The organism is Sphingomonas sp. GW821-FHT10C01 (genome assembly GCF_059415525.1).
The window spans coordinates 1,321,874-1,341,173 of the sequence record NZ_JBWKNK010000001.1 but is presented as its reverse complement, the minus strand read 5'-3'; the positions used below and the strand labels follow the sequence as shown (position 1 = coordinate 1,341,173).

General features: G+C 66.7%; 20 protein-coding genes. 14 read left to right on the top strand and 6 right to left on the bottom strand.

Annotation, left to right across the window (positions count from 1 at the left end; all coding sequences use genetic code 11):
• The first annotated feature begins 70 nt into the window (after nt 1-70).
• Nucleotides 71-784 (top strand): HAD-IA family hydrolase, encoded by a 714-nt coding sequence (locus AC07M1_RS06585; protein ID WP_495161758.1) that lies wholly within the window; start codon nt 71-73, stop codon nt 782-784.
• Here the strand turns inward: AC07M1_RS06585 and AC07M1_RS06580 are convergent.
• The 4 genes from AC07M1_RS06580 to AC07M1_RS06565 are packed head-to-tail and all read right to left on the bottom strand — an operon-like array spanning nt 720 to nt 3,289.
• A complete protein-coding gene (locus tag AC07M1_RS06580) occupies nt 720-1,730 on the bottom strand; it encodes a nucleotidyltransferase domain-containing protein (RefSeq protein ID WP_495161757.1) in 1,011 nt (336 codons plus the stop codon). The genes AC07M1_RS06585 and AC07M1_RS06580 overlap by 65 nt on opposite strands.
• Nucleotides 1,727-2,590, bottom strand: a complete 864-nt coding sequence (locus AC07M1_RS06575; protein WP_495161756.1) for an HprK-related kinase A — start codon at nt 2,588-2,590, stop codon at nt 1,727-1,729. Before AC07M1_RS06575 ends, AC07M1_RS06580 begins: the two co-directional genes overlap by 4 nt.
• The gene (locus AC07M1_RS06570) at nt 2,590-2,859 is read right to left on the bottom strand and encodes an HPr-rel-A system PqqD family peptide chaperone (protein ID WP_495161755.1); all 270 of its coding nucleotides are present in this window, start codon (nt 2,857-2,859) and stop codon (nt 2,590-2,592) included. Before AC07M1_RS06570 ends, AC07M1_RS06575 begins: the two co-directional genes overlap by 1 nt.
• 4 nt (nt 2,860-2,863) lie before the next feature.
• Nucleotides 2,864-3,289: a hypothetical protein gene (locus AC07M1_RS06565; RefSeq protein WP_495161754.1), complete on the bottom strand. Its 426-nt coding sequence runs from the start codon at nt 3,287-3,289 to the stop codon at nt 2,864-2,866.
• A gap of 96 nt (nt 3,290-3,385) precedes the next feature.
• On the opposite strand from AC07M1_RS06565, the gene AC07M1_RS06560 reads away from it, so the two are divergent.
• The 13 genes from AC07M1_RS06560 (at nt 3,386) to AC07M1_RS06500 (ending at nt 17,317) form a co-directional block, all read left to right on the top strand.
• A complete protein-coding gene (locus tag AC07M1_RS06560; RefSeq protein ID WP_495162823.1) occupies nt 3,386-4,591 on the top strand; it encodes an ATP-binding protein in 1,206 nt (401 codons plus the stop codon).
• 85 nt (nt 4,592-4,676) lie between these two features.
• Complete coding sequence (locus AC07M1_RS06555; RefSeq protein ID WP_495161753.1) at nt 4,677-5,705, top strand: substrate-binding domain-containing protein; 1,029 nt, start codon at nt 4,677-4,679, stop codon at nt 5,703-5,705.
• A 16-nt stretch (nt 5,706-5,721) separates the two neighbouring features.
• Complete coding sequence (pstC, locus tag AC07M1_RS06550) at nt 5,722-7,095, top strand: phosphate ABC transporter permease subunit PstC (RefSeq protein ID WP_495161752.1); 1,374 nt, start codon at nt 5,722-5,724, stop codon at nt 7,093-7,095.
• Nucleotides 7,088-8,350: a phosphate ABC transporter permease PstA gene (gene pstA, locus AC07M1_RS06545; RefSeq protein ID WP_495161751.1), complete on the top strand. Its 1,263-nt coding sequence runs from the start codon at nt 7,088-7,090 to the stop codon at nt 8,348-8,350. The genes pstC and pstA overlap by 8 nt, the downstream gene beginning before the upstream one ends.
• 77 nt (nt 8,351-8,427) lie before the next feature.
• The gene (pstB, locus tag AC07M1_RS06540; RefSeq protein ID WP_495162822.1) at nt 8,428-9,174 is read left to right on the top strand and encodes a phosphate ABC transporter ATP-binding protein PstB; all 747 of its coding nucleotides are present in this window, start codon (nt 8,428-8,430) and stop codon (nt 9,172-9,174) included.
• Complete coding sequence (phoU, locus tag AC07M1_RS06535; protein ID WP_495161750.1) at nt 9,174-9,872, top strand: phosphate signaling complex protein PhoU; 699 nt, start codon at nt 9,174-9,176, stop codon at nt 9,870-9,872. Before pstB ends, phoU begins: the two co-directional genes overlap by 1 nt.
• 1 nt (nt 9,873) lies before the next feature.
• Nucleotides 9,874-10,563, top strand: coding sequence for a phosphate regulon transcriptional regulator PhoB (phoB, locus tag AC07M1_RS06530; RefSeq protein WP_495161749.1), 690 nt, complete (start codon nt 9,874-9,876; stop codon nt 10,561-10,563).
• A gap of 336 nt (nt 10,564-10,899) precedes the next feature.
• Nucleotides 10,900-11,796: an SDR family NAD(P)-dependent oxidoreductase gene (locus AC07M1_RS06525; RefSeq protein ID WP_495161748.1), complete on the top strand. Its 897-nt coding sequence runs from the start codon at nt 10,900-10,902 to the stop codon at nt 11,794-11,796.
• Between the two features lie 258 nt (nt 11,797-12,054).
• Nucleotides 12,055-12,942 (top strand): hypothetical protein, encoded by an 888-nt coding sequence (locus tag AC07M1_RS06520; RefSeq protein WP_495161747.1) that lies wholly within the window; start codon nt 12,055-12,057, stop codon nt 12,940-12,942.
• 78 nt (nt 12,943-13,020) lie between these two features.
• Nucleotides 13,021-13,512 carry a pyridoxamine 5'-phosphate oxidase family protein gene (locus tag AC07M1_RS06515; RefSeq protein ID WP_495161746.1) on the top strand — a complete coding sequence of 164 codons (492 nt, stop codon included), beginning with the start codon at nt 13,021-13,023 and terminating at the stop codon, nt 13,510-13,512.
• Between the two features lie 119 nt (nt 13,513-13,631).
• Nucleotides 13,632-14,957 carry an MFS transporter gene (locus AC07M1_RS06510; RefSeq protein ID WP_495161745.1) on the top strand — a complete coding sequence of 442 codons (1,326 nt, stop codon included), beginning with the start codon at nt 13,632-13,634 and terminating at the stop codon, nt 14,955-14,957.
• Nucleotides 14,954-15,874: a cysteine synthase A gene (cysK, locus tag AC07M1_RS06505; protein ID WP_495161744.1), complete on the top strand. Its 921-nt coding sequence runs from the start codon at nt 14,954-14,956 to the stop codon at nt 15,872-15,874. Before AC07M1_RS06510 ends, cysK begins: the two co-directional genes overlap by 4 nt.
• A gap of 117 nt (nt 15,875-15,991) precedes the next feature.
• Nucleotides 15,992-17,317 carry a cell wall hydrolase gene (locus tag AC07M1_RS06500; RefSeq protein ID WP_495161743.1) on the top strand — a complete coding sequence of 442 codons (1,326 nt, stop codon included), beginning with the start codon at nt 15,992-15,994 and terminating at the stop codon, nt 17,315-17,317.
• On the opposite strand, the gene AC07M1_RS06495 is transcribed toward AC07M1_RS06500, so the two are convergent.
• Both AC07M1_RS06495 and AC07M1_RS06490 read right to left on the bottom strand, forming a co-directional pair.
• A complete protein-coding gene (locus AC07M1_RS06495) occupies nt 17,314-18,789 on the bottom strand; it encodes a PH domain-containing protein (protein WP_495161742.1) in 1,476 nt (491 codons plus the stop codon). The genes AC07M1_RS06500 and AC07M1_RS06495 overlap by 4 nt on opposite strands.
• On the bottom strand, nt 18,786-19,268 hold the full coding sequence (locus tag AC07M1_RS06490) for a PH domain-containing protein (RefSeq protein WP_495161741.1): 483 nt from the start codon (nt 19,266-19,268) through the stop codon (nt 18,786-18,788). Before AC07M1_RS06490 ends, AC07M1_RS06495 begins: the two co-directional genes overlap by 4 nt.
• Nucleotides 19,269-19,300: the final 32 nt, after the last annotated feature.

Here is a 19,300-nt window from a genome sequence, read left to right as displayed (position 1 = left end):
GGCCTCCCGTCACGCGCCACTGCCACGATCATCTTGCTATTTCCATAGCGCGGCGGGCATTTGCCGCGACATGACCAATTTCCCCTTCGACATTGTCGGATTCGATCTCGACGGCACGCTGCTCGACACCAGCGCCGATCTCGCCGCCGCGACCAATCATGCGCTCGCGCTGGCGGGGCGGCCCGCGCTTTCCCTCGACACCGTCAAGTCGATGCTCGGCCTGGGGGCCAAGCACATGCTCGAACAGGGGCTCGAGGCCTCGGGCGGATACGACGCGGACACGATGGCACGCGTCTATCCCGAACTGCTCGATTACTATGATGCCAATCTGACGCGCGGCACCGTCGCCTTCCCCGGCATGATCGCCGCGCTCGACGAGCTCGATTCGCGCGGGGTGAAGGTCGCGATCGTCACCAACAAGTTCGAACGCTTCGCGGTGAAGCTGGTGGCCGAGCTTGGCCTCACCCACCGCTTCGTCTGCGTGATCGGCGGCGACACGATGGGCAAGGGTAACGCCAAGCCCTCCGCCGCGCCGATCCATGAGATGATCGCGCGCTGCGGCGGCGGACGCGCGGCGTTCGTCGGCGATTCGATCTACGATATTCAGGCCGCGAAGAATGCGGGCATCCCGAACATCGCGGTCAGCTTCGGCTTCCTGATGCAGCCGATCGAGGAACTAGGCGCCGACGCGGTGATCGACGGCTATGACGAGCTGGTCCCTACGCTGCTGCGCCTGGGCGATAGCCCTTCCGCCACTTTGTCCACAGGTGCCGCAACAGCATGAGCGGCGGCATGCGCAGCCAATGGCCGCGCAGATAGAAGGCAAGCTCCGTCAGCTTGCGCGTCGGGCGACCCCAGCCATCGCGGGCGAGCAGGCGGCGGGCGTAGAAGCGATCCGCCAGGGTCAGGCTCGCACCGTCGCCGAACAGATGATCCGACAGGCGCAGAGCCCGCTCCACTTCGCGCGTCAGGCCATGCAGAGCTGCGCAGGCCGCGAGCTTGAGGTCGAACTCGACGTCCCCGAACTCGTCGGTCAGACAGCGAATATCCCACAGATTGCGCAGGCCGCCCTGTAAATCGCCATCTGCGAGGAGGTGAGCCGCGGCGTGGACGATCATCGCCTCGGGCGGCAGCACGGACAGTCCACTCCCGAACGTCACCCGGCTGTCAATCAGCGCCGCCGCATCGGGCGCGATCCGCGCGGTGAGCGGGAGGATCGTGTGGTGGACGTCGATCATCCGGTCGCGCTCGCGGTGGATCAGCGGGGGCAGCTCATGCATCCACCGGCGGTAATAGTCGTCGTCATAGGGATCGGGCTTCACCCATTCCCAGCCCGCCGCGATCAGCGCCGCCTCGGCCTCGTCGATCCGCTCACGCGGGACCAGGATATCGAGATCGCCGATCTGCCGCCCCTGCCCCGCCGACAGCCCGGTGGCGACAAACGCCGTGCCCTTGAGCAACACCACGGGCATGCCCGTCGGGGCAAGCGCGCGCCGCGCCATCTCGGCTTCCCACAATGCGACCAGCCGCCCCTGCTCGACCGTCGCACGCGCATCCTCCAGCACGCGCCGCGCCGCCTCCGGCATCGTGAGTCCATCCACGCGCCAGGCCAGCGTCCCGATCAACTGCTCCGCCCGCGCCGCCGCGAGCAGCGCCGTCCAGTCGCTCGCATCCAGCCCTTCGACCAAAGCCGGGTCGCGCAGCGCCCGTGCCAACAGCGCCCCGCTCATGCGAGCTCACTCCAAAGCCGCTCGACCGTCGCGATGGCGGTCTTGGTATCGGGATAGTCGATCGCCCGTGCCGGCACGCCGCGCACCAGCCCGGTCAGCGCGTCGAACCCCACCTCGCCCAGGGTGACATAGTTGGTCGACGCCTGAGTCAGCCGCACGAAGCATTCGCTCGGAAACACCTCGCGCTCCGCGCCCTCGAACCCGAAGGACGGGAACAGCACCAACGCGGGCCTGGCGGGTTCCGCCATCGCAGCGATCGACCGGGCGTCGGGCACCAGATGCCGGATCGCGCCCTTGGGCGTTCCCTCAAGCAACGGCCCCCAGCGCCCGCCTTTCGCCTCATGCTCCATTACCGCAATAGCGTCGTTCTTGAGGCTGATCAGCCGAGGAAAGCCGTGAATCACGCCCGTTGCGGGATCGAGCAAGGCGAATTCGTCGCCCATCAACCGCCAACCGCGCGTCATCAGCAGCGCCGCCAGCGTCGACTTGCCCGCGCCCGACTCGCCCGTCATCAGCAGCGCCTTGCCGTCGCGCTCGACCGCCGATGCATGGAGCAGCAGATAGCGGCGCTGCCCCAGCGCCATCTGCAGGTTCATCGCCATCTCGGCCGCGAGCAATCCTTGCGCCAGCGGGAGCGGCGCGGCGTCGGGAATGACGAAATCGCCGCCGATCTGCACCGACGGCCGCAGCCAGCGCCGCCAGAAGCGCGCCGCGAACAGGCGGACATTGAAGTCGGGGATGCCGTCCTGCGGCTGCGCGTAATCGCGGTAGAGATCCTCCAGAAGCGCGATGGGCGCGCGCCAGTCGCTGCCCACCCGGAACCCGACCGGACCGATGCGAAGTTGCGTCGAATGGCGCATCAGATGGCTTCGACCAGACCGGCGGCGACCAGTTCGTCGAGCCGGGCCGCCAAGGCCTCGCGGTCCGGGTCGATCAGGTCATGCGCTGCCGCAAGCGCCGCCAAGGCTTCATCGATCGCAAGCGGTTGATCTTGAAGTATTTCAATCAGTTCTGGCACCGGGGAATCAACGACATGCGTAATCCCCGACGCGCGGTGAAACACCAACGTCAGCACGTCGAGCGGAACGATCCGGAGCGTCGCGGCAGGCGCGGCGCGATAGCGGGTCACGGCACTAGCCGCGCGGCATCTGGAGCGATGCGAAGCAGGTGAAGCCGCTCGTCCCGCGCTGCAGGCGGCGGATATAATTGGTGTAGGCGCGGCTCTGGTCGGAGGTCGTGCCCGGCAGGTTTCCGCCGTTCATCGCCTTCTTGACCTCCTCGCCCCGGAAGGGACGCACGGCTGGCGGGAACGCGCCCTTGGTCCCGGCGGGCACCACCTTTCCATTGGCGTCGATATAGCTGCCCGCACGGCCCGGATCGGGCACCGGAATCTCGCAGTTGAGCACCGACCCTGCAGTCTGAGCCAGCGCCGGCTTGATCGAGACGATCGCCGACGCGCTCACCGCGCCCAGCATCAGCGCGCGGCGGCTGGCGCGCACGCCCCCACCGGCCTCTGCGCCGGCCCGCGGCCCCGTGTCCTGGGAATTGTCGTCGCCCATAATCTGCTCCTGCCACATCTGCCTTTCACAAAGGTGAATCGGGTGCAAGCGTCGAAGCGCTATCGCGATGTCCCAACTCTGGGCTAGATGCCCGATATGCTTGGGCTTTCCCGATCCCGTACGATCTTCGCGCTCGCGGCGATATTGGCCACCGCAATCGCCACATGGCTGGCTGCGGGGATCGAGGCGGGCGGAATCGCGCTGGTCGGCGCCACCGTCGCCGCGCTGATCGCCGCACCGCCCGCAGAACCCGAGGCGGCGGAAGCGCTCCAGCCCGATCCCGCCACAGACAGCATCGCCGACGCGATCGAGGCAATCTTCGAGCCGGTGCTGCTCGTCGCCGATAACCGCGTGCTCGCCGCCAACCAGGCCGCCCGCACCTTGCTCGGCGCGCATATCCTGGACGAGGACGTCCGCGTCGCGATCCGCCACCCCGCTGCCGCCGAGCGCCTGCTCAGCACCGAAGAGGCGTCGGGCGCCCCGATCCAGCTCGTCGGCCTCGGCGCGCGCGATCAGCATTGGGAGATGCGCGCCCGCACCCTTCCTGGCGGACACCGCATCGTGCACCTGGGCGACCGCACCGGCAGCCACGCCGCCGACCGCATTCGCGTCGACTTCGTCGCCAATGCCAGCCACGAGCTTCGCACCCCGCTCGCCTCGATCCTCGGCTTTATCGAGACGCTGGAGGACGCCGCCGACGATCCCGAAACGCGGACCCGCTTTCTGGGCGTGATGGGCAATGAGGCACGCCGCATGCAGCGGTTGATCGACGACCTCATGTCGCTGTCGCGGATCGAGGCCGAGAAATACCGGGCGCCCGACGATTTGGTCGATCTGCCCGAGTTGATCGACGAGGTTCAGGCGGAGCTGGCCGCCCTCTCCCCGAATCGCGCGGGCGATATCGTGATCGACGCCGATCCCGTCGCCGCGATCCGCGGCGACCGGGTCCAGCTGTCCCAGCTGCTCCACAATGTCGTCGGCAACGCGATGAAATATGGCCGCGCCGGCACGCCTGTTTCCGTATCGCTTCGCGCCGCCGGCGAATCGATGGTGCGCCTGTCGGTCAGCGACGAAAGCGAGGGGATCGCGCCCGAGCATCTTCCCCGTCTGACCGAGCGATTCTATCGCGTCGATTCGAGCCGAAGCCGCGCCGCGGGCGGCACCGGCCTTGGCCTTGCCATCGTCAAGCATATCGTCGAGCGGCATCGTGGACGGTTGGATATCGCCAGCACCGTGGGCACCGGTACGACGGTGACGATTCTTCTGCCCATCGCCCCGCCTCCGGGGTCGTTGTCATCATAACGTAACGCAACTGCAACACAGGGCCGGCGACGGGGTCGGCCACCCGCCACTCGCGACTCGCAAAACGGCCGAGGGGACTTTTCAGATGCGCAGCTTCACTTTGATCGCGCTCACCGCGCTGGCTCTGGCCGGCTGCGATCGTCAGGCGACCCGGGACCAGATCAAGGTGGTCGGTTCCTCGACCGTCTATCCGTTCACCACCGCCGTCGCCGAAGCCTTCGTCAACAAGAGCACCCAGGCCAAGGCCCCGGTGATCGAGCAGGGCGGCACCGGCGCCGGCATGAAGCTGTTCTGCGGCGGCATTGGCGTCGCGCACCCGGACATCGTCAACGCATCGCGCCGGATCAAGAAATCCGAATTCGAGCTGTGCCAGAAGAACGGCGTCACCGAGATCATCGAGGTCCAGATCGGCAATGACGGCATCGCGCTGGCCGAATCGAACGCGGGCCCGAAGATGTCGCTGACCCGCAAGGACATCTACCTCGCCCTCGCCGCCAACCCGATGGGCAAGCCCAACACGGCGAAGACCTGGAAGGACGTCAACGCGTCGCTCCCGGCGATCCCGATCAAGGTGCTCGGCCCGCCCTCGACCAGCGGCACGCGCGACGCGTTCGCCGAGCTGATCCTGGAAAAGGGCTGCGAAGAGGCCAATCCCGAGGCCAAGGCGCTCAAGGATTCGGACAAGAACAAGTTCGAAAATCTCTGCCTGCTGATCCGCAGCGACGCCGCCTATGTCGACTCGGGCGAGAACGACAATCTCATCGTCCAGAAGCTGTCGACCGATCCGAACGCGCTCGGCATCTTCGGCTATTCCTATCTGGAAGAGAACGCCCAGCGCCTGCACGGCGTGCCGATCGACGGTGTGACCCCGACCTATGAGACGATCGCCGGCAACAGCTATCCCGGTGCCCGCGCCCTCTACATCTACGTCAAGAAGCAGCACCTGAAGGCGGTACCGGGCCTCAAGGAGTTCCTGACCCAGTATTCGCAGATGTGGGCGCCGGACGGTCCGCTGGTGAAGCGCGGCCTGATCGCCAGCCCGCAGGCAGCACGCGACGCCGCGACCAAGGTGATCGACATGGAAACCACGCTCGACCCCGCGTCGCTGAAGTAAGGCCGGAACCAGCCCCGTGAACCCTTACGCACTTATCTTCCTTGTCGCGGGGCTGGGCGTCATCGCCTGGCTCACCGGCCGCGCGCGCGCCGCGCGGTTCGGTGCGGCCAGCAAGCACCGGCTCCACTCGCTTCCGGGCCAGCACGGCCTGTATGTCGCGATGTGGACGGTGATCCCGACGCTGGTCTTCGTGATCGCCTGGAACATCATCACGCCGAGCCTCGCCACCGACGCCGTGCTGCGCGCGCCGGAAGCATCGGGCCTTCCGATGTTCGGGTATGAGCGCGACGCGATCCTCAACGAGGTTCGCGCGCCAGCGGCGGGCGGCAATTACGGCTTCTACCCGCTCTCCGAACAGCTTGCCCCGGTCTATAGCCAGGCCAGCCGTTTCTATGGCTGGCTGGGCACCGGGATCGCAATCCTGCTCGCCTTTGCCTGCGGCGCGTTCGCCTATACCCGAGTGAAGGCCGATTTCCGTGCCCGCACCCGGGTCGAGCGTACGGTGATGCTCGCGCTGCTGGTGGCCTCGCTGATCGCGATTCTCACCACGCTCGGCATCTTCCTGTCGCTTCTCTTCGAATCGCTGCGCTTCTTCTCGATGGTGCCGGTCACCGACTTCCTGTTCGGGACGCTGTGGAGCCCGCAGGTGATCGACCCGGCCGATCCGGGCGCGACGCTGGGCGCGGTGCCCTTGTTCTGGGGCACCTTCTTCATCGGCGCGGTGATCGCGATGCTCGTCGCCATCCCCTTCGGGCTGATGAGCGCGATCTACCTGACGCAATATGCCCGTCCCGCGGTGCGCCAGTGGATGAAGCCGCTGCTCGAGATCCTCGCGGGCGTGCCGACCGTGGTCTATGGCTATTTCGCCGCGCTGACCGTCGGCCCGGCGATCCGCGACGTCGCCGTCTCGCTCGGCTTTACCTACGCCAGTTCCGAAAGCGCGCTGTCGGCGGGCCTGGTGATGGGCGTGATGATCATCCCCTTCGTTTCCTCGATGGCCGATGACTCCATCGCCGCAGTGCCGCGCGCGATGCGCGACGGCAGCCTGGCGATGGGCGCAACCACCAGCGAGACGATCCGCCGCGTGCTGCTCCCCGCCGCGCTTCCCGGCGTGGTCGCGGGCGTGCTGCTCGCGGTCAGCCGCGCGATCGGTGAGACGATGATCGTGGTGATGGCCGCTTCCGGCGCCGCCAACATCACGCTCAACCCGATGGAAAGCGCGACCACCGTCACCAAGCAGATCGTCGACCTGCTGACCGGCGAGGCCGAGTTCGACAGCCCCAAGACCCTCGCCGCGTTCGCGCTGGGCCTGACGCTGTTCATGATCACCTTCCTCCTCAACATCGTCGCCCTGCGCGTCGTGAAGAAGTATCGCGAAGCATATGAGTGAGCTGAGCCACCGCGCGCCCACCGACTGGAAGACGGATGCGATGCAGAAGCGCATCCGCAAGCGCTACCGCGCCGAACGACGCTTTCGCGCGATCGGCATGGCCGCCGTCGTCATCTCGGCGTCGTTCCTGTTCTTCCTGCTCGCGACGATGATCGGCAACGGCGCCGCCGGCTTCATGCGGACCGAGGTCGCGCTGCCGATCGACTTCAAGTCGGCGCCGCTCGAGGTCGATCGCGCCCAGCTCGCGACGCGCGGCGCCGATCTGGCGCTGGCTGGCGCGGGCCTGGAAGATCGCGTCAAGACCGCGGCGACCGCCGCGTTCGGCGCGAAGGGCGAGGAGCTGATCGCGGAGAACGCGTGGACCGCCGTGCGCGACGCGATCAAGGAAGACCCTAATCTGCTGAGCCAGAGCGCGCATATCTGGGTGCCCGCGTCGAGCGAGCTGGACACCGCTGCCGATGGCGGCGGCGAGCCGGAATTCCGGACGCTGGTCCAGCAGCTGCGGGATCGCGGTGCGCTGCAGAGCGGCTTCAATGCCGCCTTCCTCAGCCGCGCGGACTCGACCGATCCGACCTCGGTCGGCATCTGGGGGGCGCTCAAGGGTTCGATCCTGACGATGCTGGTGACGCTGCTGATCGCCTTCCCGATCGGCGTGCTGTCGGCCGTGTATCTTGAGGAATATGCCCCCAAGAACCGCTGGACCGACCTGATCGAGGTGTCGATCAACAACCTGGCCGCGGTGCCCTCGATCATCTTCGGTCTGCTCGGGCTTGCCGTATTCCTCGGCACGCTCGGCCTGCCGCGCTCGGCGCCGCTCGTCGGTGGCTTGACACTCGCGTTGATGATCATGCCCGTGATCGTCATCGCCGGCCGCAACGCGATCAAGGCGGTGCCGCCGTCGATCCGCGACGCCGCGCTCGGCATTGGGGCGAGCCGGATTCAGGTCGTGTTCCACCACGTCATCCCGCTCGCTTTGCCCGGCATCCTGACCGGCACGATCATCGGCATGGCCCGCGCGCTGGGTGAGACCGCGCCGCTGCTGCTGATCGGCATGCGCGCCTTCATCGTCACGCCGCCGGGCGGTGTGTTCGATCCCGCCACCGTGCTGCCCGTCCAGATCTTCCTTTGGTCGGACGAGGTCAGCCGCGGCTTCATCGAGAAGACGAGCGCAGCGATCATCGTGCTGCTCGCGTTCCTGCTCGCGATGAACGCCCTCGCCATCTATCTTCGCAACAAGTTCGAGACCCGCTGGTGATGACCGCAGTGATGACCCAATCCGATATCGCAGAAACCGCCGACACCGACCCGGTGCAGGCCGAGACCGCCACCAAGATGTCGGCGCGCGGCGTCAACGTCTTCTATGGCGAGAAGCAGGCGATCCGCGACGTGTCGATCGACGTCGACATGGACCATGTCACCGCTTTCATTGGCCCGTCGGGCTGCGGCAAGTCGACCTTCCTGCGCACGCTCAACCGCATGAACGACACCGTCGCCAGCGCGCGGGTCGAGGGTGAGATCACGCTGGACGGCGAGAATATCTACGACAAGTCGATGGACGTGGTGCAGCTGCGCGCGCGCGTCGGCATGGTGTTCCAGAAGCCGAACCCCTTTCCCAAGTCGATCTACGAGAATGTCGCCTATGGTCCGCGTATCCACGGGCTGGCACGCGCCAAGGGCGACATGGACCAGATCGTCGAGCGCTCGCTCAAGCGCGCCGGCCTGTGGGATGAGGTCAAGGACCGGCTTCAGGATAGCGGCACCGCACTGTCGGGCGGCCAGCAGCAGCGCCTGTGCATCGCCCGGGCGATCGCGGTCGATCCCGAGGTGATCCTGATGGACGAGCCCTGCTCGGCACTTGACCCGATCGCAACGGCCAAGATCGAGGAGCTGATCCACGAACTGCGCGGCCGCTATGCGATCGTGATCGTGACGCACAACATGCAGCAGGCGGCGCGCGTTTCGCAGCGCACCGCCTTCTTCCACCTCGGCACGCTCGTCGAATATGGCGAGACCGATCAGATCTTCACCGCCCCGCGCCAGGAGCGGACCAAGGACTATATCACCGGAAGGTACGGCTAATGGCCACGGGTCACGAACATACCGTCAAGGCATTCGATCAGGACATCAAGCAGCTCCGCGCGCTGATCTCGCAGATGGGGGGGCTGGCCGAGGAAGCGATTCGCGATGCGATGATCGCCCTCCAGCGCGGCGATACGAAGCTCGCCAAGGAAGTCCGCGCCAAGGACAAGGCGATCGACGCGATCGAGGCCGAGGTGGAGAAGCTGGCCGTCCGCGTCATCGCGCTGCGCGCGCCGATGGCCGACGACCTGCGCGAAGTGGTCGCCGCGCTCAAGATCGCGGCGGTGATCGAACGCATCGGTGACTATGCCAAGAACATCGCCAAGCGCACCCCGCTGATCCATGCGTCGGAGGGGGATCGGATCGATGCGATCTCCATTCTGCCCGCGATGGCGCAGATGGCGGGGGATATGGTTCATGATGTGCTCGACGCCTTCTCCGCCCGCGACGCCGAGGCGGCGATCCGCGTGTCCGAGCGCGACGCGCGGCTGGACGATTTCTACGACAGCATCTTCCGTACGCTGGTGACCTATATGGTCGAGAACCCGCGCACGATCAGCGAGGTCGCGCACCTGCTGTTCGTCGCCAAGAATATCGAGCGGATCGGCGATCACGCCACCAACGTCGCCGAGATGGTGTATTTCGCCGCGACCGGGCAATATCTGGCCGATCGCGACACGGATACCGCGGAGAACTGATATGAGCCGCGCACGCATGCTGCTGGTCGAAGACGACGCCGCGCTCGCCGAGCTTCTGACCTATCATTTCAAGCGTGAGGACTTCGACGTCCGCCACACGCCCGATGGCGAGGAAGCGCTGTTGCTCGCCAAGGAGAGCGCGCCCGACATCGTGCTGCTCGACTGGATGGTCGAGAGCCTGTCCGGGATCGAGGTGTGCCGCCGCCTGCGCCGGATGAGCGAGACGGCGAACGTCCCGATCATCATGCTGACGGCGCGTGGCGAGGAAGAGGATCGCGTCCGCGGCCTCGAGACCGGCGCGGACGACTATGTCACCAAGCCTTTCTCCCCGCGCGAGCTGGTCGCGCGCGTCGGCGCGGTGCTGCGCCGCGTGCGTCCGGCGCTGGCCGGTGAGGCGCTGATCTACTCCGACATCGAGATGGACACGGTCGGACATAAGGTGCGCCGCGGCGGCGATGTCGTGCCGCTCGGCCCGACCGAATTCCGCCTGCTCAAGCATTTCCTGGAGCATCCGGGCTGGGTCTTCTCACGTGAGCGGCTGCTCGACGCGGTGTGGGGCCATGACAGCGACATCGAGAGCCGCACGGTCGACGTCCACATCCGCCGGCTGCGCAAGGCGATCAATATCGGCGACCGCCCGGACATCATCCGCACGGTTCGTTCGGCGGGCTACGCGCTCGACGCGGGATAGCCTCGTCCCATTTCGGGTCAACGCGGCTTCACGATCCAGTTCCGCTTGGCGAGCCGCAGCATCGGCACGCGGCAAAAGGCGCATCTGCTTTCGAAGCTATCGCCCATACGCCTTATAGCCGCTTCGGAGCGGACATGGCGTCCGCGCAGGCATTCCAACCGGCCCCTCAACCACTTGACCATAGATCACCCCGGCAATCGGCCAGGCAGACATGGCGGAAATCGGTGAAGTCGGTCGAGTGCCATTTAGGACTTGCGCCGACGCCTCTTCGACTCGCTTCTCTTGCAGAAGTGTTGTGTACCCGTCACTAGCCGTACGGAGATTCGAGGAGAGGGTATGGCGATCAGGTTCGACGGGCGCGTAGCCATCGTGACGGGAGCCGGCGGCGGACTTGGTCGCGCCTATGCGCTTGAGCTCGCGCGGCGCGGCGCGAAGGTCGTGGTCAACGACCTGGGCGGCAGCCGCGACGGCACCGGCCATTCCGATGCCGCTGCCAGCGTGGTCGAAGAGATCGAAGCACTGGGCGGCGATGCATTTGCGAACGGCGGAAGCGTCACCGACTATGCCCAGATGGAGGCCATGGTCGCTGCCGCGAAGGAGAAATGGGGCGGCGTCCATATCCTGATCAACAATGCCGGCGTCCTGCGCGACAAGAGCTTCGCGAACATGGAGCCGGAGGATTTCCGCTTCGTCGTCGACGTCCATCTCAACGGATCGGCCAACGTGACCAAGGCGGTATGGGCGACGATGCGCGACCAGAATTACGGCCGCATCCTGATGACCGCATCCTCGACCGGCCTCTACGGCAATTTCGGCCAGGCCAATTACGGCGCCGCCAAGCTCGGCCTCGCCGGGCTTGCCAAGACGCTTTATCTTGAGGGCGCCAAGTACAACATCCGCGTCAACACCATCGCCCCCACCGCCGGCACGCGGATGACCGAGGACATTTTCCCCGAAGCCGCCTTCCAGGCCTTCACGCCCGAAAGCGTCGCACCCGCCGCGCTGTTCCTGGTTAGTGAGGACGCGCCGACCAACATGATTGTCGGTGCCGGTGCCGGCGTCTTTCAGGCCGCCTATGTCACGCTGACCCCCGGCGTCCGGTTGCAAGGCGAGGAACTCAGCCCCGAGGGAGTCGCCGCCAACTGGAGCACGATCACCGACCGGATGGGAGAGATCGTTCCCAAATCCGGCGGAGAGCAAGCGATGACGATCATGGCAAAGCTTCAACGCTGAACCCGTCGGACACGGCGGAGAACAAGCCTCCGTTCGTGTCCGCAACGACCCCATCTGCCCCCCGAACCGCTCGGTCACGCGCCTGCGAAGCCGTGGCCTGAGCAAAACTACTCAAAATGATACGACTTGCCGCGCAAGCGAGCAAAATGAGTAGTTGATGCGTTGCACGCCCCACCAATTCCGCCTTCACTTCACTTGTATTGGGGGAATTCAAAGCGTTGTTGCGTTGTGTATTCTTTGCTGGAGGGACGCCAAGTGATGGCGTTTGAACCAGCCCAGCAGCACCAGGCTGCCGCGCCCTTGCAGGGGCCGCTGTTCGAAGCCTTGTTGGCGGAATTCGCTGCATCCGCCATGTCGGCAAGCATCACCGCACTCGGCGCACCAAACCGCGCTCTGATCTTCGCTGCGGCGGCGCGAGCGTGCGGACCGTTCGACTACGGGCCAGGTCGTTCGCATCCTGTCAGCGTCAATGCGCTCTCCGCATCACTGGCGCGGCCGTTCGAGACAATCCGGCGCCAGGCCAATATGCTGATCGAATTAGGTCTGTTGGTCCGCAGCGAGACCGGCCTGTCGATGCCACTCCAGATGATCTGCGATCCGCGCGTCGCACTGATGGCAGACGGCTGTCACGACTTGTTGGTCCGGCTGGTCGAGGATGTACGCGCCGCGAACCTGCTGCTCCCCGAGCCGCGACCCGGCATACTCTATGATCCACGCGCAGGAATCGGGATCGCATTCGACCTGTTGCTTGCAACGATCGAATGCCACCATCAGCGCCGCGAGAACTGGACGCGCCTGTCGATGATCTTCGCGATCGAATGGGCAAACCGCCGTTTCGCCCATGCCGCCGGCCCGTATCTGGCGCCGGTCAAACCGAGCACGGTCGCCCGGATCCTCGGCCTCCCCTACGCCACCGTCTCCCGCAACCTTGAAGGGCTGGTCGCGTCGGGCAGATTGCGCCGCGTGCCGGAAGGCCTGGTGATCGCGCCCGAGCTTTCCGCCGCCCCCGCAGCGGTCGATGCGCGCCTCGCGCTCGCCAACCGCGCCCGTCAGCTTCTCGGTCGGCTGGGCCAGGTCGGCTTCCCGCTCGACCAACCGGCACGCGCCTATATCGGGGCGAGACCAGCTCTGCCTGCGCTCGGCTGAAACCGCTTCCGGGCGGGCCGAGGAACCTCGGCCACCGCCCGGCCGTTCCCACGGCATCACCTTTCCCGGAGATGCAGCATGCCTAGCCCACAGGAATTACAGAAGAAATTCTGGAAGGCGCTCGATAGCGACCGTACCCTCTTTCTCGGCCTCGACGGTATCGATGACGGTCATGCCCAGCCGATGACGGCGTTGCGCGACAATGAGCGGGACGGCGGCCCGATCTGGTTCTTCACGACCAAGAACAATGGTATCGTCCAGGCGATGCGTGAAGGGCACCGCGCAATGGCCCATTTCGCGTCCAAGGGGCACGATCTTTGGGCAACGATCCACGGCAACCTTGTGCTCGACCATGACCGCGCGGCGATCGACCGGCTGTGGAATCCCTTTGTCGCGGCCTGGTTCGAGGGCGGCAAGGACGATCCCAACCTCCAGCTTCTCCGGCTCGATACTGAACGCGCCGAGATTTGGCTCAACGAGAATAGCCTCTTCGCCGGGGTGAAGATGCTGCTCGGCGTCGATCCCAAGCAGGACTATCGGGACAAGGTCGCCGAGGTCTCGCTCACCTGATCGACCGCATGCCACCGGCGCAACGATTCCGTCGTTGCACCGGTATGCGTCCGCAGCCTACAGGCACCTGACGCCGCCCGACCCGGTTCGCGGCCAGACAGGATCGCCCGACGCTCTCCATGGCCGCCCACCCCTTCGCTATCCACAACTACCGCGCTTATTGGATCGCCCGGCTCGCTTCGACGCTGGCTGGCCTGTCGATGGTGGTGGTGATCGGCTGGCAGGTCTACGACCTCGCCCGCGAGACGATGGGGATCAAGCAGGCGGCGCTCCAGCTTGGCCTGGTCGGGCTTGCCCAGTTCCTGCCGCTGCTCGTCCTCACGCTCTTTACCGGCTGGGTCGCCGACCGGCTCGACCGACGCTGGATCATCCGCGCCGCGATCGGCCTCGAAGTGTTCTGCGCGCTGAGCCTCGCCTGGCTGACCTGGACCAATACCGTCACGTTGCCGGCATTATTCGGCGTCGCGGCACTGCTCGGCGTGGCGCGCGCGTTCCTCGCGCCCGCGCAGCAGGCGCTCGCGCCGAACCTCGTACCCGCAGCCTCGCTGCCCACCGCGATCGCCCTCAGCGCACTGGCCTGGCAGGCGGGATCGATCGTGGGACCGGCGATGGGCGGTTATCTCTACGCCGCTGCGCCTGCCCTTCCCTATGCCGTGTCCGGCGGCCTGTTCCTTGTCTCGTTGCTGATGATGTTTCTGGTGACGCCCGTGCCGCGCAGTCAGATCGCGCGCACCGGCAGCCCGCTACGGCAAATGCTCGATGGCCTGACCTATGTCCGCCGGAACCGGCTCGTCCTTGGCGCGATCTCGCTCGACATGTTCGCGGTGCTGCTGGGCGGGGCGACCGCGATGTTGCCCATCTATGCGCGCGACATCTTGATGACCGGAGCCGATGGCCTCGGCCATTTGCGCGCCGCGCCCGCCGTCGGTGCGGTGGCGGTGGGGCTGGTCCTGTCCTGGCGCCCGCTCAAGACCAATGTCGGCGTGAAGATGCTGTGGTCAGTCGTGGGTTTCGGCGCCGCGACCGCCGTGTTCGGCTGGGCCGGACCGCTGATGACCAGCCTGTGGGGACCATCGATGATCGGCAGCGACTTCGCGCCGGCGGTGATGGTCTCGCTCGTGGCGCTGGCGCTGCTCGGCGCGTTCGACATGATCTCGGTCTATGTCCGATCGTCGCTGATCCAGCTCTACACGCCCGATGCGATGCGCGGCCGGGTCGGATCGGTGTCGACCCTGTTCATCTCGAGCTCGAACGAGCTGGGCGAGGCGCGGTCGGGGTTTCTCGCCGCGGCGATCGGCCCGGTCGTCGCGACGGTGGGCGGCGGCTTCCTGGCCATCTTGGTAACTGCGTATTGGGCGCGTATCTTTCCCGAATTGCGGCGGGCGCGAACCTTCGACCCGCCGATAAATCTTGCGGAGCCTATTCCTGAGGAGACGAAGACGTGAAGGCCAACACCATCCTCGAGACGATCGGCAACACGCCGCACATCCGCATCCAGCGCCTGTTCCCGGGTGCCGAAGTGTGGGTGAAGTCCGAACGCTCCAATCCCGGTGGATCGATCAAGGACCGCATCGCGCTGTCGATGGTCGAAGCGGCGGAGGCTGACGGCAGCCTGAAGCCCGGCGGCACGATCGTCGAGCCGACCAGCGGCAACACCGGCGTCGGCCTGGCGATGGTCGCGGCGGTCAAGGGCTACAAGCTGGTCCTCGTCATGCCCGAAAGCATGAGCATCGAGCGCCGCCGCCTGATGCTGGCCTATGGCGCGACCTTCGACCTCACCCCGCGCGAGAAGGGCATGAAGGGCGCGATCGAGCGCGCGGTCGAGATCGTCGAATCGACCCCCGGCGCATGGATGCCGCAGCAGTTCGAGAATCCGGCGAACATCGACGTCCATGTGAAGACCACGGCGCAGGAGATCCTGAAGGACTTCGCCGACGCGCCGGTCGACGTGATCATTACCGGCGTCGGCACCGGCGGCCACATCACCGGCGTTGCCGAGACGCTCAAGAAGAGCTGGCCCAATCTCAAAGTCTATGCGGTCGAGCCGGAGCTGTCGCCGGTCATTTCGGGCGGCCAGCCCGGTCCGCACCCGATCCAGGGCATCGGCGCCGGCTTCGTGCCGCGCAACCTGCACACCGATTCGATCGATGGCGCGATCCAGGTCGATGCGGGCGACGCCAAGGACTATGCCCGCCGCGCCGCGCGGGAAGAGGGGCTACTCGTTGGCATCAGCTCGGGCGCGACATTGGCGGCGATCGCCAAGAAGCTGCCGGACCTGCCTGCCGGATCGCGGGTGCTGGGCTTCAACTACGATACCGGCGAGCGCTACCTCAGCGTTCCCGACTTCCTGCCCGAAAGCTGATCGAAGCGCCGGAGCGGGGGCACGCGCCGCCGCTCCGGACGCCGGGCAATGGTTCCAACTTCGTCACGCGTGCGTTATGGGCGGCGGCCTTTCGCCGTCCGAGGACAAACAACGCCCGTGACCGACCCTGCCGCCGAACCGACGCGCATCGCGCCTGGCCTGTGGATCGCGCTCGCGCTGATCGCGCTGCTGGCGGTCCTTGCCCCCCTCTTGATCGTTCTCAACGCACCGCCGGTCCGTCCGGACGACGCCGCGACGCTCGCCGAGATTCGCAAACCCAAGCGCGTCGTCCCGCAGGCCGAGCTTCCTGAGGTCGAGCCGGTACGCCTAGCCGAACTGCCGATGGACGAGGCGCGGCGCTTCAACGCGACCATCCCGTTCGTGACCGGCCCCAACCCCGCCGCCCGCCCCTTCTTTGTCACCGGTGCTGCCGACGATCAGGCGCGCGCGGTCGACTGTCTCGCGGCCGCGACGTGGTACGAGGCGGGCGACGATCCGGTCGGCCAGCGCGCTGTGGCGCAGGTCGTGCTCAATCGGATGCGCCATCCCGCTTTTCCCAAGAGCGTCTGCGGAGTGGTGTTCCAGGGACAGGAACGCCGCACGGGCTGCCAGTTCACCTTCACTTGCGACGGCGCGATGACCCGGACGCCCTCTACCGCCGCATGGGATCGTGCACGTGTCCTCGCACGGCAGGCGCTTGCCGGTTATGTCTATACAAAAGTAGGGAACTCGACCCATTACCATACCGACTGGGTGGTGCCGTACTGGAGTTCGAGCCTCGACAAGGTGGCGGAGGTGAACACGCATCTGTTCTTCCGCTGGACGGGCTGGTGGGGCACCCCGCCCGCCTTCCGTCGCGCCTATGCCGGTGCCGAGCCGGTGATCGCCAAGATGGCGCGCCTCTCCCCCTTCCACGCGGTGGGCGGCGACCCGACCGCATTGGCGGCGGAAGGCGTGGCGATCGACCCCGCCGCGATCCCGGAATCTGCGATCCCCCAACCCGCGACCGGCAACGACAACAACGTCTTCCACGTCGCGCTCGATCGCAACATGGGCGCCGACGCCTTCGCCGCGCTCGCGATCCGCACCTGCGCTGAACGGCCCTTCTGCAAGTTCTTGGGCTGGACCGACCGCGCCAAGCTGCCCCCGGCGGGCGGTACGCCGAACGCCGCGCAGATCGAGGCGATGTCGTTCAGCTATCTGCGCGATCAGGCGCAGGGCTTTGGCAAGGCGCTGTGGAATTGCGGTGAATTCAAGCGGCCCAGCCCGGTGCAGTGCATGCGCCGCATGCCTCCGCCGCCCGCAGCCGCACCCACATCGCTGCCCGAGAGCGAATCCAAGCGGGCAGCGATTCCTGACGGCCTTACCGGTGTGCGCCGCAAGAGCGATGTCGTGCCGCCGGTCGTGCCGGTGCCCGTCGCGGCGCCAACGCCCGCGCGCTAACCGATCTGCTCGACCAGCCCGGTCGCCAGCGCCCGCGCATCGGTCAGGTTCAGGTCGACCACGTCCGGCGTCCCGCCACCGCCCGCGCCGGCGGTATCGACAAGCACGCTTGCCACCCCAAGCCAGCGCTGGATCAGGCCTGCGCGCAGCGTCACGACCTGAATATTCTCGAACGGCACGATCCAGTCGCGCTGAGCGATGACTCCGCGCATTACCTGAAGGCTGGTGTCGCGTAGCGCGTAGCGGTGGAAACGGCGCTGGAGCAATGCCGCACCGGCCATCGGGATCATCAGCAACATCGCCAGCCAGGCAAGCGGAGTCACCGCCAGTGCGACGCCCAAGATCAGCAGCGGCCAGGGCAGCGCGAGCAGCACGCAGCGGATCGCGTGCCCGGCGGCGACCGGGCGCAACGGCAGCCGCTCGAACGGAGGAAAACCCGCCATCTCGACGATCGCGGCGACCTCATGATCGCGCGCCAGCGGCGCCATCACCTGCCGGCCGCTGGGATCGTTGCTGCCGCCAAGCGTCTGGAAACTGAGCGCGTTCCAGCCGAATGCACCGCGCAGAGGTCCGCGCTGGACCATCGCCAGCTGGATGCGGCGCATCGCCACCACCACCTCGCTGCGGGTCAACAGGCCACGGGTGCGACGGAAGCGCCCGCCCCCCGCCCGCAGCGTGAAGCCATAGTCACGCAGGGTGGTACGGATCACGCCACTGACCACGCCCAGCACCAGTGCCGCCCCGGCGACCGCGAGCGCGGCGGCGACGCTGAAGCGGGTCTGCACCTGGTCCCTTGCAACCTCGGCCCAGTTGTCCGGCTCACCAAGGCCGAGGTCCAGGAACTGGTCGAAGAACTGGAGGACACCGAACAGCGCGGCGATCCAAACCAGCGAGAAGCTGAACATGCCGAGCAAGATCACGCGGCCGAGCGGCATTTCGAAAACGACCGGCAAATCGGCCGCGCTTCCCGTTTCAACAGCAACCTCACCGGCTTCCTGCAGCACGGGAGGCGCACCATATCCGCGCAACGCGGCGCGCAGACGTTCAGCCTCCGCCATCGAGACGCTGTCGAGCACCGCCTCGTCCTTCTCACCCCCGCCGGTTTCCACTTTCACCTCGGCGAGGCCGAACAGGCGAGCCAACGGTTTGCGCTCGATCGACACGTCCTGGATGCGCGCGAGCGGGATCGATCGGCGGCTGCGGTTGAGCAGCCCGCGCTCGATCACCAGCTCATGCTCGCCGATCGTATAGGTGAAGCGCCGCCAACCGACCCAGGTGACGACCAGCATCACCGCGCCGATCACGCCCGCCGCCAGCAGAATCCAGCCGATCCCACGCCCCGAGCTCCAGCCCGCGATCGCGGGAAGGCCGATCACCGTCTGCGGCGCGCGGCGCAGGAAGTCGATCGCGATGGTACCGGGATGGACGCGTTTCGGCCCGTGATCGACGGACTCGCTCACATCCTCGTTCACCAGGGGTCGCTCGACAGATGCGTACGGATCGCATCGCGGATCTCCTCCGCGGTCTCGCGCGAGATGCCGGGCAGATCGACTTCGCTGCCCGCCGTGCCCGCGGTGTGCAGCACCAACGTCGCGACGCCGAACATCCGCTGGACCGGCCCCTGGGTGACGTCGATATGCTGGACGCGCGCGGCCGGAACGATGGTGTGCGAGCGGACCAGCCAGCCAGAGGCGACGTGCAGCTCCCTGCCCGTCCACGCCCAACCCCAGCGCGCCCAGCGCCGCTGGGTGAAGGCGAGCGACCAGATCCCAATCAGCGCCATCGCGAGCGGCGCGGCCCAGACCGGCAACCATTCCCAACTGTGCGAAAGCGCCCAGCTGGCGATTGCGACGACGATCGTCGCGCCGGCGAAGCCGATGGCGCCGGTCAGGCGCATCACGTTGAGCTGACCGCGTTCGAGCGGCTGGAGCGGAATATCGGGGAGTAGCATCGGCGCCGGTTATGCCTGAGGTGCGATCAGGC